Genomic DNA, 18,084 nt, shown 5'->3' on the forward strand with positions numbered 1-18,084 from the left:
CTCAGTCTTGCTCCTGCCAATAGCGGTTGTCGTCACGGATGACTTTGGGGACCAGCGTACGCGGCTCGATGCTGACCGGTTCGTAGACCACGCGTTTTTTCTCCGGGTCATAGCGCATTTCCACATTGCCAATCAGCGGGAAATCCTTGCGGAAAGGGTGACCGACAAAACCATAATCGGTCAGGATACGGCGCAGATCCTTGTGGCCGTCAAACAGGATGCCGAACATGTCGAAGGCTTCCCGTTCATACCATTCAGCGCTGTTCCAGACATGGGTGACCGTTTCAATAACCGGCATATCGGCGTCAAGCCTGGCTTTGAGACGGAGGCGCTGATTGTGACGAATAGACAGCAGATGATAAACCACAGCGAAACGATAACCACCGTCGACCGGCTCACTGTGTCCAAGACCATCGACTGCCCGGCTGAAGCCGAACTCTGTGGACTGCTTGGTTTCCCAGCTACTGCCCCCGTAGTCCGAATAATCCACCCCGCACAGATCCATCAGTTGTTCAAAGCCATATTCATCGTGCAGACGACGACAGAGGTGGGTGATATGTTCAGCGACGACAATCAGGGTGAGTTCTCCCCGGTCCAGTTCCGCGTCCAGTAGTGCGTCCGCAAAATCCTGTTCCAGTCTGGCTTTCAACTCTTGCATCATCCCGCTCCTGCTCAACCTGCTGCCGGTTTGGCAATAGTATTGGTTCTTTGGATTTTTTTCTGCAGTTGCAGGATGCCGTATAGCAGGGATTCGGCGGTGGGGGGACAACCCGGCACATAAATATCGACCGGTACGATCCGATCACAGCCGCGTACCACGGAATAAGAGTAGTGGTAGTAACCCCCGCCGTTGGCGCAGGAGCCCATCGAAATGACCCAGCGTGGTTCTGACATCTGATCGTAGACCTTGCGTAGCGCCGGGGCCATTTTGTTAACCAGCGTACCGGCGACAATCATCACATCTGACTGACGCGGACTGGGGCGAAACACGATACCGAAACGATCCAGATCATAACGGGCGGCGCCGGCATGCATCATTTCCACCGCGCAGCAGGCCAGTCCAAAAGTCATCGGCCACAATGAGCCGGTACGGGCCCAGTTGATGAGCTTATCGGCAGAGGTGGTCACCACCCCTTTTTCCAGTACACCTTCTATTCCCACTCAAGTGCCCCCTTCTTCCACTCGTAAATAAACCCGACGACCAGGATGGCGAGAAACAGAAACATCGACAGCAGACCGAATACGCCAATTTCATCAAGCACAATGGCCCAGGGAAACAGGAAAGCGATCTCCAGATCAAAAATAATGAACAGGATGGCGACCAGGTAATAACGCACATCAAATTTGCCATGGGTATCTTCGAAGGGCTCGAAACCGCATTCATAGGCAGAGCGTTTTTCATCATCAGGCTTGCGCGGACCCAGAATAAAACCAGCCAGCAACGGCATCACGCCGAAGCCGATGCCGATGATGACAAACAACAATATCGGGAGATAATTCTCCAGCATACTGCCTTCCTTACGGTCAATTCGTCTGAGCATGATTGAACCTATCCATCATGCACCTGAACATACCCTGCGATGGGCAAATATCGAATCCGATACTACACACTCTCGGGGCTGATGAGAAGCCGGGTCACGGCATAAATATCGGCTTTTTGTTTACTTATTCAAACTGGACAGCCAAAATCCTGTTGTGATGCAATTATGGCTTTTGGCCGACAGATGATTTTTTCTCTACATACCAGTGACATTTCAGGCTGCGTCGTGTTCATGCTGATTGGCAAATTCTATCAATACTCGGGGCGCCACCTATCCAGTGAATAAACACCGGCTGTTTTCCAAACCCGTTGCTGTCGCCGCTTTACTGATTCTGGTGGCTATCGGCTGCGCCAGTATCGCCGCAGCTTACCTGTTTTCACTGATTCAGGCTGACGTCAAAAGTCGGCTCACTGACACGCTGGAAGCCTCAATCAACCGCGCTAAAAATGACATCCATACCCACCAGCGCAATGCACAATACTGGTCAGAAAATCTGACCTTACGCCAGATTACCCAGATTCTTGAGGCCGGTGGCGCAGAGGCTATTGATGACGATCTATATCGACAACTCGACATCACCTTGACCGCGATCATCGAATCCGAACATTACCGTGACTACAAACTGTTTAATCTCAATGGTGAACTGTTACTTTCCGGACGCAATGGCGTTGAAAAGACAGCAAAGCCCTTCAACCTGCCGACGTCAGTATTAGCTAAAGCACTCTCTGGCGAGGTTGTCTTTAGTCGTCCTTTCAAAAGCCAGCAACGCTGGCAGGAGCCCGACGGCCATATCCGTGAAGATCTGGCCACCATGTTGTTTGTGGCCCCCGTGCTTGACTGGTATGGAGAAACGGTCGGCTTTTTCGGCTTTGAGATGAATCCTGATCAACTTTTCCTGCCGGCTTTTCATCAGAACCAGGTAGGCAAGACCGGTCAGACCTACGCCATTAACCGTGAGGGCTTACTACTGACTGAGAGCAAATTCAGCGATCAGCTTATTGCGGCAGGACTGCTCAGCGTGTCTTCTCCGCATGCTGAACTCAACCTCACCGCTCGCCGACCCGATAATAACCTGCTTAAAACCGACAATGTGATAACTGCTCGCCAGTACAGCGAACTGCCACTGACGAGAATGGCACAGTCCCTGACCCGGCAGGCATCCGGTATCGACATAGAGGGCTATCATGATTACCGCGGCGTTGAGGTCATTGGCGCCTGGCGCTGGGACGATCAGTTGGATATGGGTATCGCCACAGAAACCGAGGTAGCTGAAGTCTACAAACTTTACCGCTCGCTACTGTTCAGTGTGATTTTCAGTATTGTGGTCGTCATTGCCATGACCGCGATTGGTACCCTGTTGTACCGGCGTTCCACACTGCAGAGAATGGCGACGCTGCAGCAGCGTGACGCTATTATTAATCAGACTGATGATGGTTTTGTCACCATTGATGATGAGGACAAAATCAGCATGGTCAACCCGGCTGTCTGCGCTCTTTTCGGTTATCGCGAAGAGGAGTTGCTGGGCGAGCCAATAGCCATGCTAATGCCGCTGGACGAACATAGTCAGCACGAATATTATCTCGCCAATTTATCAGAGAAAGCACCCAAAATTATCCACCGCACCCGGGCTTTGCGGGGGCGCCGTAAAGACGGCAGCCTGTTCCAGATTGAACTGAATATCTCACCCATGCAGTTCGGTCATCGCCAGTTTTATATCGGCGTGATCCGAGATATTTCGGAACGTCATCAATATCAGCAGGAGCTGATCAATGCGATGCGACAGGCAGAACAGGCTAACCGGGCCAAAAGTGAGTTCCTCGCCAAGATGAGTCATGAATTACGCACCCCGCTTAATGCGATTATTGGCTTTTCTCAGTTACTGAAGCTGGAGTCGCTTGAAGAGGAACAGCGGGAATCGGTCAATATGATTGAAAGCTCAGGCAGTCACTTACTGAGCCTGATTAACGATGTGCTGGATTTATCACGCATTGAAAGCGGCCACATGACAATTTCAGTAGAGGATGTCGCACTCAAACCGCTAATCGATCACTTGTTACCTCTGGTCGAAGTCCAATTGGCCCCCTTATCGCTGACCCTCGAATCCGATTACCCGGATGACATTGAGTCGCTGTTCATCCGCGCCGACTACGTCAAGCTCAAACAGGTACTTCTCAACTTACTGTCCAATGCCGCTAAGTATAACCGGCCGCATGGTCACATCTGGCTCAAAGTCAGTGTACTCGGGGACAAGATCCGCATCACGGTTGAAGACAACGGTTATGGGATTGATGACAAAATGCAATCACGCCTGTTCGAACCGTTTAATCGCCTGGATAAAGAACGATCCAATATACCCGGTACCGGTATCGGTCTCGCTATCAGTCACGAGCTGGTCAAGCTGATGCAGGGCCGTTTCGGCTTTGAAAGTACGCTGGATGTCGGCTCCAGCTTCTGGGTTGAACTAACAAAAGCCTCGGTCAGGCACGAGAGCAGGCAAATGAATATGCAGTCCGCCTCGAATGAACAGCGTCAGGCGGACGCAGCAGGCGTGTGTCATATTCTCTGTATCGAAGATAATCCCACCAACCTGGATTTGCTCAGGCAATATTTCAGTCGGCGCCCTGATGTCAGACTGACAACCGCTGTGGATGCCGAGTCAGGTCTTGAACTCGCCTTCGATATGGAACCGGATATCATCCTGATGGATATCAATCTACCGGGTAAGGACGGCTACGAAGCGCTCAGGCAGCTCAAACAATCGGCTGTCACCCGCTATATCAAAGTCATTGCCCTGTCTGCCAACGCGATGGCAGAGGATATCGACAAAGGGCTGTCAGCCGGCTTTGATCACTACCTCACCAAACCGATTCATTTCGACGAGTTGGAGCAGACCATCGAGCGTATGCTGGATACGCCTCAGCCAAGCTGACTGAGTAACTCCGTCTCGCTGACAGGTTTACTGAAAAAGTATCCCTGCCCATAATCACAACCAATACCCAACAGAAACTCGCACTGCTCTTTTGTTTCCACCCCTTCGGCCACCACTTTCAGCCCCAGGCCTTCAGACATAGCCACAATGGCATTGATTAATTCCTTATTGGCCGGCTTGTCGAAAATCTCATTGACAAAACTGCGGTCAATTTTCAGGACATCAAAGGGATAACTGCGCAGATAACTCAGCGAAGAATAGCCGGTACCGAAGTCATCCATTGCCAGTGTCACGCCCATCTGGTGCAATGCTTCCAGTGTTTCCTTGACTACTGATGAGCCTCCCAGCAGCACCCCCTCCGTGATCTCCAGTTCTATGTTGGAAGGGCGGATTTGATATTGACGGATTAACTGGTTGAGACTGTCAACCAGACCAAAGTCGCGAAACTGCACTGGCGACAGATTAATCGCCATTCGGAAATGCGGTTTACTCAGTTGAATCTGCGCCAGCACTTTCATCGCCTGTTCCAGCACATAGCGGCCGATAGGCAAAATCAAACTGCTTTGTTCCGCCACCGGTATAAACTCTTCCGGTGACACCTGCCCCAACACCGGGTTATGCCAACGTAACAGGGCCTCCGCACCATTGATACCGTGGTCCTGCAGAGCCACCTGTGGCTGATACATCAGGTTCAGTTCCCCTCTCTCCAACGCTGAATGCAGTTGCTCCTCAATGGTGAAACGGCGAGTGACATCCAGGTTCATCGCCCGGGTGAAATAGCTGCAGCTATTGCGACCACTCTCTTTGGCGTGAAACATGGCAGAATCAGCGTTTCGTAAAAGCTCCGTCGCGGTAGTGCCATCATTGGGATAAATGGCCACCCCGATACTGGCCGTCAACAACATCTCGCGCTGATCAATAACGAACGGTCTTCTGAACAGCGCTTTGACGGCTTCAATCATCGCGGGTAATGCATCGCGCTGTGACGTTTGATGCTGAATGATAATAAATTCGTCTCCGCCCAGACGGCCCAGTATCTGTTCGGTACTGAGTACTTCTTTGAGGCGGGTGACGAGTTGCTGCAGTAGCCGGTCTCCGGTGTCATGTCCCAGCGAATCATTAATTTTCTTGAAGTGATCCAGATCCAGCATCAGTACCGCGACGTGTTCACTGGCTTTTTTGGCGACCTTGATCATCGATTCCAGATTTTCCAGTGCACGAAAACGGTTGGGTAAATCCGTCAGCGGGTCATAATAGGCAAGATGCAGAATCTCCTCTTCCTGCGCGCGCGACTGAGTGATATCGGAAATCACTGAAATAAAGCCCGTCAATGCGCCATCACGATCACGCTGGTAATCCCAACTGACCTCCAGTATTCGCTCCTGCCCGCTGCGGGTCTGATTTCGACTGATAATCGTTTCCGGAGCCGGTTGTTGTCTGAGCAGATAAAAAAAGTAATCCTGCATCTGTTTCTGATCGTGCTGATTAACCTGAAAGTCCCAGATGTGATAGCCAACCAGAGAACCGTTGGGATAGCCCAGAATTTTGTGGTGACCGGGATTACTGTATGTGATTCGACCCTCAAGATCATTTTCCTGGATACCGTCTGGAATGGTGTCGAGTATGAGGTTGAGACGTTGCTGATTGTTGCGAAGCGCATTGATGAGCTCAACCTGACGCCGGAAGTAATATTGACCGAGGACAAACACCAGAATCGAGGTGATAAGAACAAAGAACAGACCTTTCCAGGTCTGCAATGCAGAGAGCATATTCTTACTCAGCGAGATGAGGTCAATTGCACGGTCAGAAAAAACAATCCACAGTGCTGCGAACAAAGCATAAATCAGTGCGATTTTCAGCGCTGGCACCCAGGGCCGCTGTCTGTCACGCTCAGGGTGTTGCAATGCCGGGTGTTTTGCCATGTCTGAATCCTTGACTTTTGCGTTGATGATAACGAACTGACCGCTGTTATCTATGGCTGGATTCTACAACGTCTTTGCTAAGAATAGGTTCACAGATTTCAGACACAAAAAAGCCCGAATAATTCGGGCTTTTGAGATTTGGTACCGACGGGCGGAGTCGAACCGCCACGGGCTATGCCCACCACCCCCTCAAGATGGCGTGTCTACCAATTTCACCACGTCGGCTTTGAAAGCGGGTATTTTACGGTAATTCCGGTAAATCTGCAGGCGTTTGTTCCTGAGTTTGTTCTACCGGTACCGACTCAGTCACACTCTTGGCTTGTTCCGGTCTGTCGACGGAGAAATAAGCTAGCGTCAAACTGGTCGCAAAGAAAATCGCTGCCAGTACTGCACTGCTGCGACTCAGGAAGGAAGCAGAACCACGACTGCCAAACAGGCTGCCGGAAGCACCACCACCGCTGGCGCCGCCACCGAATGCCGCACCGGCATCAGCGCCTTTACCGTGCTGGATCAGTACCAGACCGACCAACATCAGACAGACAATAATATGTATCGTCAAAATTAAAGCGTGCATGTAGTTAACCTAATTTTAAAACTGCGGCCTGACAGATTTTGACAAACTCATCAGCGTGTAGCGATCCGCCACCGACCAGTCCACCATCTACATCAGGTTGTAAGAACAATGGCGCAGCATTATCACTGTTTATGCTGCCGCCGTAAAGTATTCTCAAGTTCTGCGCGATTTTCGCATCATGGCTGGCAACGCGCTGACGCATGAAATGATGCACATCCTGAGCCCACTCAGGGGTGGCTGATCGACCGGTACCGATTGCCCACACCGGTTCATAGGCAAGCACCGTATGCGCAAGCCCTTTGACGCCGGAATAGGCTATGACGGTATCGAGCAGACGCGCCACGACTTCTTCAGTGCGGCCCACAGCATGCTCATCCGGGCTTTCTCCGATGCAGATAATCGGGGTGATACCTTCACGAACCGCCATTTCATATTTTTCAGCAACAATGCGATCCAGCACCCGCTGGTCCAAATCCAACTCGGCGTAGAGACAACGCCGTTCTGAATGGCCGATCAACACATAGTGACATCCAAAGTCAGCCAGCATCGCCGCCGAGATTTCACCAGTGTAAGCACCTTGCTTGAACTGGGACAGATTCTGGGTCCCCCAGTAAAGCCCGGTCCCGCTCAGCGTCTGTTGCACTTGTTGCAGGTAAACCGCGGGCGGAAACAAAGCCACATCGACAGAAGCAAAACTCTCAGCCTGGGCAAGAATACCCGTCAGTAAGGCTTTGTTACTCTCGCTAGAGCCGTTCATTTTCCAATTACCAGCAATTAGCGGCTTACGCACGAATACGGTCTCTCGAAAGTAAAAACAGAAATGAATGCGCCCCGGTTAGCACTGCTAATCCTCTGCAGTCCGGGCTGTGCAATAAGTCCATTCATTGTATAACAATTCTTGGTCAGCAAAAACCTGAAAGGTCAGGCTTTGAGTACCTTCTCAATCACATCGGCGAGTTGCTGCGCCAATTGTTTGGTCAGCGGCGCATCGCGACCTTCGACCATAACCCGGATCACCGGCTCGGTGCCGGAAGGTCTCAATAATACCCGGCCATCACTGCCCAGTTGTTTTTCGACTTCGGCCACCGCGTCGCTAATATCCGGATTGGCATCAATGTCGACCATCTTCTCCACCCGCACATTGATCAACTGCTGCGGATACTTGGTGACCACCGAGCGCAGTGAATGCAGACTATTACCGGTCTGCTGAATTTCAGCCAGCACCTGCAGGGCGGCAACGATACCATCACCGGTTGTAGTCTTATCAAGACAGATAATGTGGCCTGATGCTTCGCCGCCAATCTGACCGCCCACTTGCTGCAGCATTTCCATCACATAGCGGTCACCGACTTTGGCACGGTGCAGCGACATATCGTATTCGGCCAGCGCATGTTCCAACCCCAGATTGGTCATCTGAGTGCCGACGACATCGGTATGCTTGTCGCCACTACGTTGACGGGCACGGGCAATAATAAACAGCAGTTCATCGCCATCGACGATTTCACCACGGTGATCGACCATGATGATGCGATCTCCATCGCCATCGAGGGCGATGCCCAGATCCGCTTTATTCTTCAGCACAGCCTGCTGCAGCAATCGAGGCTCGGTAGATCCGCAGTTCTGATTGATATTAAGTCCATCGGGTTCCGCCCCCATCACCACGACTTCGGCGCCAAGCTCTCGAAACACATCCGGTGCCACGTGATACGTGGCACCATTGGCGCAATCAACGACAATTTTGAGTTTGCTCAGATCGACGCCACTGGGAATGGTGCTCTTGCAGAATTCTATGTAGCGTCCGGCCGCATCACCGATACGGTGAGCTTTACCCAGTCGGATCGACTCCACGGTTTGCAGTGGCTGCTCCAGCATCGCTTCGATTTCAAGTTCGATCTCATCCGGTAGCTTGGTGCCCTGGGCAGAAAAGAACTTGATACCGTTATCATGATAAGGGTTATGTGAAGCACTGATCACGATACCAGCCTGGGCATGGAAGGTGCGCGTCAGATACGCCACTGCCGGCGTCGGCATTGGCCCAAGCAGGTAAATATCAACCCCTGCGGCAGATAAGCCGGCCTGCAATGCAGACTCAAACATGTAACCGGAGATTCGGGTGTCTTTACCAATAATCACACGGCTGTTTTTGCCGTTCGCCAGTACCCTACCCACAGCCCAGCCGAGCTTGAGCACAAAATCGGGGGTCACCACCCCATCACCGACCCGACCACGTATACCGTCGGTGCCGAAATAACGTCTTTGTTTAGTCAAAATCTTCTACCTGCTGCACATGTTGTGTCAGTTTCACTGCCTGTGCGGTCTCACGCACATCATGTGTTCTTATCAGTTTAGCGCCTTGCCACACAGCAATGGAAGCCAGTGCCAGGCTGCCAGCGAGGCGTTCTTTGACATCCACTTTGAGCATATCGCCGATGATCGATTTGCGTGATACCCCCACCAGCACCGGATACGGCAGTGCCGTCAATCTCGACAGATGTTTCATCAACCGTAAATTATGCCGTGCTCTTTTTCCGAAACCAAACCCGGGATCGAGCATAATCCGCTCAGCCGGGATGCCCGCCTGTTCACAGACTGAAACCCGTTCCAGTAGAAAAGCTTCGACTTCACTGACCACATCCTGATAGTCCGGTTCTTTCTGCATGGTCTGAGGCGTACCCTGCATGTGCATCAGACAAACCGGCACCTTAAGTTCCGCAGCGGCTTGTAAAGCACCTTCTCCGCGCAGTGCATTGACATCGTTAATCAGACCGGCACCGACAGCAACCGCTGCGCGCATCACCTCGGCCTTCATGGTATCGATGGAAATGGGCACATTGAGCTCTGAACTGATGGCTTCAATTACCGGTGCAATCCGGTCGATTTCTTCCTGTTCTTGAACCGGCGTTGAACCGGGCCGGGTCGATTCGCCACCAATATCAAGGATATCGGCGCCGTCTTCGACCAGTTTTATGGCTTGACGTATTGCTGCATCGCGTGAAAAAAATTTACCCCCGTCCGAGAAGGAGTCGGGGGTCACATTGACGATGCCCATAATGCGGGGAGCGGACAAGTCCAGAGACTTGCCCGCACAATCAAACAGCATCAATAACAGTCCTTTTAGTGCAGTTGATCAGCCGGTTTGCCGGAAGTTGCCTGCTCATCATCAGACTCCGCTGTGGCAGACGGCGGCGTATTGGAGCGGTCATTCCAGTCTTTCGGTTCACCCGGTTCACGGCCTTCCATGATGGCATCGATCTGATCACTGTCGATGGTTTCGTATTTCATTAACAGCTGCGCCATCTTGTGCAGCTTGTCCATGTTTTCATCCAGCAGGGTCTGGGCACGCTGATAGTTACGGTTAATGACCGCGCGCACATCCTCGTCGATCTGCTTCGCAGTCAGATCCGACATTGCTTTATGTTGGGTCACGCTGCGGCCCAGGAACACTTCACCTTCATCTTCACCGTAGGACATCGGCCCCATATTGTCGGACAGGCCCCACTTGGTGACCATATTATGCGCCAGCTCTGTCGCCCGCTGAATATCATTCGAGGCGCCGGTCGTGACGGCTTCCGGGCCGAAGATCATTTCTTCTGCCAGACGGCCGCCATAGAGACTGGAGATCTGACTTTCCAGTTGTTGCTTGGTGAAGCTGTATTTATCCTCGGTCGGCAGGAACATGGTCACACCCAGGGCGCGACCACGTGGAATGATACTGACCTTGTAGACCGGATCATGACCCGGCACCAAGCGACCGACAATGGCATGACCGGCTTCGTGGTAGGCAGTCAGTTCTTTTTCTTTGTCGCTCATGACCATGGAGCGGCGCTCTGCGCCCATCATGATCTTATCTTTGGCCAGTTCCAGTTCTTCCATACCGACCAGACGCTTATTGGCACGCGCGGCAAACAAGGCTGCCTCATTGACCAGGTTCGCCAGGTCGGCACCGGAAAATCCGGGGGTGCCACGTGCAATCACACGGGCTTCCACATCCTCAGCCGCGGGTACTTTGCGCAGGTGAACGTTGATGATTTGCTCACGACCACGGATATCAGGCAGTGGCACCACCACTTGACGGTCAAAACGACCTGGACGCAGCAAGGCCGGATCGAGTACGTCTGGACGGTTAGTTGCGGCAATAACAATCACGCCCTCATTGCCTTCAAAACCATCCATTTCAACCAGCAACTGGTTCAGCGTCTGTTCGCGCTCGTCATTACCGCCGCCGAGACCGGCACCACGATGACGACCGACCGCATCAATTTCGTCAATAAAGATAATGCAGGGCGCATGCTTTTTAGCCTGTTCGAACATGTCACGAACACGCGAGGCACCCACACCGACGAACATCTCAACGAAGTCAGAACCGGAAATGGTGAAGAACGGGACTTTCGCTTCACCAGCAATGGCCTTGGCCAACAGGGTTTTACCGGTACCGGGTGAGCCCACCATCAAAATACCGCGTGGAATACGACCACCCAGTTTCTGGAATTTGCTTGGATCGCGCAGGAAGTCGACCAGTTCAGCCACTTCTTCTTTGGCTTCCTCGACGCCGGCAACATCTTTAAATGTCACCTTCACCTGGTCATCACTGAGCATGCGGGCTTTGCTTTTACCGAATGACATCGGATTTTTGCCGCCACCGCCCTGCATTTGACGCATGAAGAAAATCCACACGGCAATCAGCAGCAGCATCGGGAACCAGGAGATAAAGATCTGCATCAGCAGACTGGTTTTCTCGACCGGTTCAGCCTGAATGCTGACACCGTTATCCAGCAGGTCACCAATCAGGCCCGGATCATAATCCGGACTGTAGGTGATGAACTTACTGCCATCAGTGAGCTTACCCTGGATTTCCCGACCCTGAATTTCGACATTGGACACACCGCCATTTTTGACGTTGCTGATAAAGGTCGAGTAATCCATTTCATTGGACGAACTGCTTTGCGGGCCAAAATTGTTAAACACAGACATCAGCACAATGGCGATGACAACCCACAAAACAATATTTTTCATCATGTCATTCAATGTTTGGTACCTCTGGTTACCATTAAACGCTATTTTAGGCCGCGACCAAGCAGGTAGACTTCACGACTCCTCGCTCTGGACGCATCAGGCTTGCGGGTGACGACTTTATTGAAGCTGTCCCGCATCGCCTTGAGAAATTCATCAAAGCCTTCGCCCTGAAACACTTTGACCAGAAAACTGCCCTGTTTACTCAGATTGGTGACGGCAAAATCCAGTGCCAGTTCCACCAGATGCATGCTGGCCGGCTGATCAATTGATCCTACCCCTGTCATATTGGGGGCCATATCCGATAAAACAAGGTCTATCTGTCGACCATCAAGTACCTTATTGAGTTCATCGAGCACTTCGTCTTCGCGAAAGTCACCCTGAATAAAGTGAACACCGGTCAGCGGCGTCATTTCGAGGATGTCCAGAGCAACCACAGTGCCTTTGTCACCAACCTTGCCCAGCGCATAATCCGACCAACCACCGGGCGCCGCGCCCAGATCAACTACGCTCATGCCCGGTTTGATCAGCTTGTCCTTGTTATCGATTTCTTCCAGCTTGAAAGTGGCACGCGAACGGTGGCCTGCCTGCTGGGCTTTTTTGACATACTGGTCGTCAAAGTGTTCTTTGAGCCAGCCTTGACTGGATTTACTTCTGGCCATAACTCAGGCTTCGTTGGCTGCTTCAGCACGTTTGTCTGAGGTTAATACCAACATTAACCCAAACAGGCTCAACAGCAAATAGAGATTTTCACTCAGCTTATGCAGATCATTGAAACGTTCGATGTTGCTCCCCTGCTCCAGGCCCAGTTGTTTCAACGCCTGCATTTCCGGCTGGATAAAGCCGGCAAAGGCAAGACTCACCAGCAACATCAGCAGAATCAGCCAACTGCGCCAGTAACGGGGAAATGCCCGCACACCGAAAATAAACAAACGGCTGATGAGCAGAATAGTCGCTGACACCACACCGATAATATTGACCGCATAAAACAGTTTGCCGGCATAATTGCCGGCAATATGCACTTCCAGGTTGGCAAAGGCCATGGGCACGGCCAGATAGCCAATAGCCCAGAGACTGCCCACCCAGAGAGTGAGCAGTAAGCGTTCACCACTGTAACCTGAAAACATCTTAGGATTTAGCTCTCGTAGCTGATATCAACAATTTCATATTCGATATTACCGCCCGGTGCCTGCACTGTCACCACATCATCGATTTCCTTGCCGATCAGTGCACGGGCAATCGGTGACGAGACTGAAATCCGGTTCAGCTTAATATCAGACTCATAGTCACCTACTATCTGATATTTCACCTCAGCATCGTTATCAATATTGAGCAAGGTGACGGTGACGCCGAAAACCACACGACCATCTTTGGGCAAAGAAGCCGGATCAATGATTTGTGATTGTGACAGCGTGCCTTCCAGTTCCTGAATACGGCCTTCAATAAAGCTCTGCTGTTCACGGGCAGCGTGATACTCGGCGTTTTCTTTCAGATCACCGTGCTCACGCGCTTCCGCGATCGCAGCCACGACCTGAGGCCGAGCTACCGTTTTCAGTTGTTTCAGTTCGTCCTTCAGTGCTTCGGCACCGCGCGAGGTAATAGGTACAGCCATTAATTTAATTCTCCATGCAAAGATTGCAATCTGTTCACAGAAACAATGTCTTCACTATTGAGGGCTTGCACTGTTGCACGCGCCGCGGCCAGTGTGGTGGTGTAGTTCACCTGATGGTGCAATGCGGCACGACGAATCTCCCGCGAATCGGCAACGGATTGACGTCCTTCGGTGGTGTTAACAATCAGATTGATTTCGTCGTTTTTGATCATGTCAACAATGTGTGGCTGACCTTCAGCCACTTTGTTGACCGGCTCACAGTCGACACCGGCCTCGGCCAGCACTTTCTGTGTACCACGTGTTGCGAGCAAAGAGAAGCCCAGTGCTGCCAAGTCTTTGGCAATCTGCACGACAGCTACCTTATCAGCCTCACGCACGCTGATAAAGGCTGTACCGTCAGTCGGCAGAACCACTGAGGCTGCAAGCTGTGATTTGGCAAAAGCTTCACCGAAGGTCCGGCCCACGCCCATGACTTCACCGGTGGATTTCATTTCAGGGCCCAGAATCGGATCCACGTTCTGGAACTTGATGAACGGGAACACGGCTTCTTTGACCGAGTAGTAGCTTGGAATCACTTCCCTGGTCACATCCTGGTCCAGCAGCGTACGGCCGGCCATCGCACGTGCGGCGACTTTGGCCAGTGGCACACCGATAGATTTCGAGACATAGGGCACGGTACGGGAAGCACGCGGGTTCACTTCCAGAATAAAGATTTCCTCACCCTTGATAGCAAACTGCGTATTCATCAGTCCTTTGACACCGAGTTCCAGTGCCATCTGACGAACCTGCTCGCGCATCTGATCCTGCACGGCATTGCTCAGACTGTAGGGCGGAATCGCACAGGCAGAGTCACCGGAATGCACACCGGCCTGTTCGATATGTTCCATGATGCCGCCAATCAGGACTTCTTTACCATCACAAATCGCATCGACATCCACTTCAATGGCATCGTCCAGGAAGCGATCCAGGAGCACCGGCGAGTCATTGGAGACTTTGACCGCATTGAGCATGTAGCGCTGCAGTTCTTCCTCATTGTAGACAATTTCCATGGCGCGGCCGCCCAGAACATATGACGGGCGGACCACCAACGGATAACCGATTTCGGCAGCCAGGTTCACTGCATTATCGATGGAATGCGCCAGACGGTTAGGCGGTTGTAACAGACCCAGTTTCTCCACCATCTGCTGAAAACGTTCACGGTCTTCGGCATGGTCAATAGCGTCCGGTGAGGTACCGATAATCGGTACTCCGGCGGCTTCCAATGCACGCGCCAGTTTCAGCGGTGTCTGACCGCCGAACTGAACAATCACACCTTTGGGTTTTTCCAGGTCAACGATTTCCAGCACATCTTCCAGCGTCAATGATTCGAAATAGAGACGATCGGAGGTGTCGTAATCGGTAGAGACGGTTTCCGGATTACAGTTGACCATAATGGTTTCGTAACCGTCTTCACGCAAAGCCAGTGCCGCATGAACACAGCAGTAATCGAATTCGATACCCTGACCGATACGGTTGGGGCCACCACCCAGAATCATGATCTTGTCACGGTCGGTCGGCTCGGCTTCGCATTCGATATCGTAGCTTGAGTACATGTAAGCGGTGGTAGTGGCAAACTCAGCCGCACAGGTATCAACGCGTTTGTAGACCGGACGAACCTGCATTTCCTGACGATATTCACGCACCTGCTTTTCGGTTTTCAACAGCAGCTTGGCCAGTCGGGAATCAGAGAAGCCTTTGCGCTTGAGACGGAACATTTCGTTCTGATCCAGATCGTTCAGCGAACGCTCTTTGAGGCTGTTTTCAATCTCAACCAATTCCTGAATCTGCACCAGGAACCATGGGTCGATATGGGTCAGCCGCTGGACTTCCTCAAAACTGAAACCGTAGCGGAAGGCATCAGCCACGTACCAGAGACGATCCGAGCCAGGCAGGCTCAGTTCACGCCGCAGGGTTTCCTCGACACCTTCTTCAGTCAGGTCCAGGATTTCATTCAGACCGTCACGATCAATTTCCAGACCACGCAGCGCTTTCTGCAGCGACTCCTGGAAGCTGCGGCCAATCGCCATGACTTCACCCACAGATTTCATCTGAGTGCTCAGACGGTTATCAGCTTGTGGGAATTTCTCGAAAGTAAAGCGTGGCACCTTGGTAACGACGTAATCGATGGAAGGCTCGAACGAGGCCGGTGTCGCGTTACCGGTGATTTCGTTCTGCAGTTCATCCAGGGTATAACCCACCGCCAGCTTGGCAGCCACCTTGGCAATCGGGAAGCCAGTGGCTTTGGACGCCAGTGCGGATGAACGAGATACCCGCGGGTTCATCTCAATGATGATCAGACGGCCGGTTTCGGGGTTCACCGCAAATTGTACGTTGGAACCGCCGGTATCAACTCCGATTTCACGCAGTACCGCCAGCGAGGCGTTACGCATGATCTGGTATTCCTTATCGGTCAGGGTCTGTGCCGGTGCGACCGTAATGGAGTCACCCGTATGCACGCCCATCGGGTCCAGATTTTCAATCGAACAGATAATGATGGCGTTGTCCTTACGGTCACGCACCACTTCCATTTCATATTCTTTCCAGCCGATGATCGATTCTTCGATCAGCAGTTCATGGGTCGGGCTGAGGTAAAGACCACGCTGGCAGATTTCGACGAAATCCTGCTTGTTGTAGGCGATACCACCGCCACTGCCACCCATGGTGAATGAGGGGCGGATAATGACCGGGAAACCGAATTTTTCCTGCACTGCCAGCGCTTCATCCAGGCTATGGGCAATGTCGGACTGTGGCATATCGAGGCCAATTTTACGCATCGCTTCACGGAACAGGTCACGATCTTCGGCTTTATTGATGGCTTCGCTGTCGGCGCCAATCATTTCCACACCGAATTCAGCCAGAACGCCGTTTTTCTCCAGATCCAGCGCACAGTTCAGTGCGGTCTGTCCGCCCATAGTGGGCAGGATGGCATCAGGACGTTCGGCCTCAATGACTTTCTTGACCGCCTGCCAGTTGATGGGTTCAATGTAGGTGGCATCGGCCATGTTGGGGTCGGTCATGATAGTGGCCGGATTCGAGTTCACCAGGATGACCCGATAACCTTCCTCTTTGAGGGCTTTACATGCCTGAGCACCGGAATAATCGAATTCACAGGCTTGACCGATAACAATCGGACCTGCGCCCAGAATCAGAATACTTTGAATATCAGTACGTTTCGCCATCGTGAATTATTTACCTGTCGCTTGTTCGAGTAAATCGATAAAGTGATCAAAAAGTGGCGCCGCATCTTGCGGGCCGGGGCTGGCTTCGGGGTGTCCCTGGAAACTGAATGCCGGCTTACTGGTGTGATGAATACCCTGAAGGGTACCGTCAAACAGCGAGCGATGGGTGGCGGTCAGTGTCTCAGGCAAAGAGGCTTCATCAATGGCAAAACTGTGGTTCTGACTGGTGATCATCACCAGGCCTGCCAGCAGTTCCTGTACCGGATGGTTAGCACCATGATGGCCGAACTTCATCTTGACACTCTTGGCACCGCAGGCAAGCCCCAGCAGCTGATGGCCCAGGCAGATACCGAAAATCGGCAGATCTTTTTCCAGTAATGTCTGGATCGCTTCAATCGCGTAATCACAGGGCTCCGGGTCACCAGGGCCGTTGGACAGAAACACGCCGTCCGGATTCAAAGCCAGTACCTCTTCGGCAGAAGTCTGCGCGGATACCACGGTGAGTTTACAGCCGCGCTCCACCAGCATGCGCAGAATGTTTTTCTTTGCACCGTAGTCATAAGCGACCACATGGAAGCGGGGCTCAGGAGCTTTCGATTCACCATCCAGGTGCCAAATGCCCTCATCCCAACTGTAGCTTTCCTTGGTGCTGACCACTTTAGCCAGATCCATACCTTTCAAGCCTTCAAAGGACTTGGCCGCTTCGATAGCGGCATTCACATCGATATCATCACCGGCCACGATGCAACCATTCATCGCCCCTTTCTCACGCAGACGACGGGTCAGCGCGCGGGTATCGATGCCGGCCAGGCCGACCACGTTGTGACGGGTCAGGTAAGCGTCCAGGGACTCTTCACTACGCCAGCTGCTGACAACCGGCGACAAATCGCGGATGATCAAACCACTCGCATAAACCTTATCAGACTCTTCGTCTTCCGCATTCACCCCTGTGTTGCCGATGTGCGGGTAGGTCAGAGTCACTATTTGACGGGTATAGGAAGGATCAGTCAGGATTTCCTGATAGCCAGTCATTGCTGTGTTAAAGACAACTTCACCGACTGACTGGCCAATGGCTCCAATCGATTCGCCGTGATAGACCGTGCCGTCTTCAAGAGCAAGTAATGCACTCGTTCGCAAGGGAGACCTCCACCAGATGTAATAAAGGGACGAACATGACGTTCATCCCAGACAAAATCTTTGCAATTTTATCCCATAAGCGACTATCGCGTCCACGCTAAAACGATGACAAGCCCCGCCGCTGCCGGTACCATTGAGGGA

15 protein-coding genes and 1 tRNA gene are annotated in these 18,084 nt (G+C 52.2%); 1 reads left to right on the plus strand and 15 read right to left on the minus strand.

Annotated elements, in window-relative coordinates:
- Nucleotide 1: 1 nt before the first annotated feature.
- Genes OMQ46_RS10380 through OMQ46_RS10390 form a run of 3 tightly spaced genes read right to left on the minus strand, consistent with a single transcriptional unit; the run spans nt 2 to nt 1,508 of the window.
- The gene (locus tag OMQ46_RS10380) at nt 2-661 is read right to left on the minus strand and encodes an NADH-quinone oxidoreductase subunit C (RefSeq protein WP_266236753.1); all 660 of its coding nucleotides are present in this window, start codon (nt 659-661) and stop codon (nt 2-4) included.
- A gap of 11 nt (nt 662-672) precedes the next feature.
- Nucleotides 673-1,161, minus strand: a complete 489-nt coding sequence (locus tag OMQ46_RS10385) for a NuoB/complex I 20 kDa subunit family protein (RefSeq protein ID WP_266236755.1) — start codon at nt 1,159-1,161, stop codon at nt 673-675.
- Complete coding sequence (locus OMQ46_RS10390; RefSeq protein WP_266237047.1) at nt 1,152-1,508, minus strand: NADH-quinone oxidoreductase subunit A; 357 nt, start codon at nt 1,506-1,508, stop codon at nt 1,152-1,154. The genes OMQ46_RS10385 and OMQ46_RS10390 overlap by 10 nt, the downstream gene beginning before the upstream one ends.
- A 310-nt stretch (nt 1,509-1,818) precedes the next feature.
- On the opposite strand from OMQ46_RS10390, the gene OMQ46_RS10395 reads away from it, so the two are divergent.
- Entirely contained in the window at nt 1,819-4,470 is a 2,652-nt protein-coding gene (locus tag OMQ46_RS10395; RefSeq protein ID WP_266236757.1) for a PAS domain S-box protein, read from the plus strand.
- On the opposite strand, the gene OMQ46_RS10400 is transcribed toward OMQ46_RS10395, so the two are convergent.
- From OMQ46_RS10400 to carA, 12 genes are all read right to left on the minus strand, one after another.
- Complete coding sequence (locus tag OMQ46_RS10400; protein WP_266236759.1) at nt 4,458-6,392, minus strand: putative bifunctional diguanylate cyclase/phosphodiesterase; 1,935 nt, start codon at nt 6,390-6,392, stop codon at nt 4,458-4,460. The two genes, OMQ46_RS10395 and OMQ46_RS10400, sit on opposite strands and share 13 nt — an antisense overlap.
- 139 nt (nt 6,393-6,531) lie before the next feature.
- Nucleotides 6,532-6,617 (minus strand) — tRNA-Leu (locus OMQ46_RS10405).
- Nucleotides 6,618-6,633: 16 nt separating this feature from the next.
- Complete coding sequence (gene secG, locus OMQ46_RS10410) at nt 6,634-6,966, minus strand: preprotein translocase subunit SecG (RefSeq protein WP_266236761.1); 333 nt, start codon at nt 6,964-6,966, stop codon at nt 6,634-6,636.
- Nucleotides 6,967-6,970: 4 nt separating this feature from the next.
- On the minus strand, nt 6,971-7,756 hold the full coding sequence (gene tpiA / locus OMQ46_RS10415) for a triose-phosphate isomerase (RefSeq protein ID WP_266236763.1): 786 nt from the start codon (nt 7,754-7,756) through the stop codon (nt 6,971-6,973).
- Between the two features lie 131 nt (nt 7,757-7,887).
- Entirely contained in the window at nt 7,888-9,234 is a 1,347-nt protein-coding gene (glmM, locus tag OMQ46_RS10420; RefSeq protein WP_266236765.1) for a phosphoglucosamine mutase, read from the minus strand.
- Nucleotides 9,227-10,066, minus strand: coding sequence for a dihydropteroate synthase (gene folP, locus OMQ46_RS10425; protein WP_266236767.1), 840 nt, complete (start codon nt 10,064-10,066; stop codon nt 9,227-9,229). The genes glmM and folP overlap by 8 nt, the downstream gene beginning before the upstream one ends.
- A 14-nt stretch (nt 10,067-10,080) precedes the next feature.
- On the minus strand, nt 10,081-11,982 hold the full coding sequence (ftsH, locus tag OMQ46_RS10430; protein ID WP_266236769.1) for an ATP-dependent zinc metalloprotease FtsH: 1,902 nt from the start codon (nt 11,980-11,982) through the stop codon (nt 10,081-10,083).
- Nucleotides 11,983-12,020: 38 nt separating this feature from the next.
- The gene (gene rlmE / locus OMQ46_RS10435) at nt 12,021-12,638 is read right to left on the minus strand and encodes a 23S rRNA (uridine(2552)-2'-O)-methyltransferase RlmE (RefSeq protein WP_266236771.1); all 618 of its coding nucleotides are present in this window, start codon (nt 12,636-12,638) and stop codon (nt 12,021-12,023) included.
- 3 nt (nt 12,639-12,641) lie between these two features.
- Nucleotides 12,642-13,103, minus strand: a complete 462-nt coding sequence (locus tag OMQ46_RS10440) for a DUF4149 domain-containing protein (protein ID WP_266236773.1) — start codon at nt 13,101-13,103, stop codon at nt 12,642-12,644.
- Between the two features lie 8 nt (nt 13,104-13,111).
- Nucleotides 13,112-13,588, minus strand: a complete 477-nt coding sequence (greA, locus tag OMQ46_RS10445) for a transcription elongation factor GreA (protein WP_266236775.1) — start codon at nt 13,586-13,588, stop codon at nt 13,112-13,114.
- Nucleotides 13,588-16,806, minus strand: coding sequence for a carbamoyl-phosphate synthase large subunit (gene carB, locus OMQ46_RS10450; RefSeq protein ID WP_266236777.1), 3,219 nt, complete (start codon nt 16,804-16,806; stop codon nt 13,588-13,590). Before carB ends, greA begins: the two co-directional genes overlap by 1 nt.
- Nucleotides 16,807-16,812: 6 nt before the next feature.
- Nucleotides 16,813-17,943, minus strand: a complete 1,131-nt coding sequence (gene carA, locus OMQ46_RS10455) for a glutamine-hydrolyzing carbamoyl-phosphate synthase small subunit (protein WP_266236779.1) — start codon at nt 17,941-17,943, stop codon at nt 16,813-16,815.
- Between the last annotated feature and the right edge of the window lie 141 nt (nt 17,944-18,084).

This window comes from Methylophaga sp. OBS1, assembly GCF_026319365.1.

What these genes read in the sequence shown, in the direction of transcription:
- greA (WP_266236775.1), bottom strand. Translation starts at nt 13,588, where the DNA reads ATGGCTGTACCTATTACCTCGCGCGGTGCCGAAGCACTGAAGGACGAA.
- carB (WP_266236777.1), bottom strand. Translation starts at nt 16,806, where the DNA reads ATGGCGAAACGTACTGATATTCAAAGTATTCTGATTCTGGGCGCAGGT.
- folP (WP_266236767.1), bottom strand. Translation starts at nt 10,066, where the DNA reads ATGCTGTTTGATTGTGCGGGCAAGTCTCTGGACTTGTCCGCTCCCCGC.
- OMQ46_RS10400 (WP_266236759.1), bottom strand. Translation starts at nt 6,392, where the DNA reads ATGGCAAAACACCCGGCATTGCAACACCCTGAGCGTGACAGACAGCGG.
- secG (WP_266236761.1), bottom strand. Translation starts at nt 6,966, where the DNA reads ATGCACGCTTTAATTTTGACGATACATATTATTGTCTGTCTGATGTTG.
- OMQ46_RS10380 (WP_266236753.1), bottom strand. Translation starts at nt 661, where the DNA reads ATGATGCAAGAGTTGAAAGCCAGACTGGAACAGGATTTTGCGGACGCA.
- OMQ46_RS10440 (WP_266236773.1), bottom strand. Translation starts at nt 13,103, where the DNA reads ATGTTTTCAGGTTACAGTGGTGAACGCTTACTGCTCACTCTCTGGGTG.
- ftsH (WP_266236769.1), bottom strand. Translation starts at nt 11,982, where the DNA reads ATGATGAAAAATATTGTTTTGTGGGTTGTCATCGCCATTGTGCTGATG.
- rlmE (WP_266236771.1), bottom strand. Translation starts at nt 12,638, where the DNA reads ATGGCCAGAAGTAAATCCAGTCAAGGCTGGCTCAAAGAACACTTTGAC.
- OMQ46_RS10390 (WP_266237047.1), bottom strand. Translation starts at nt 1,508, where the DNA reads ATGCTGGAGAATTATCTCCCGATATTGTTGTTTGTCATCATCGGCATC.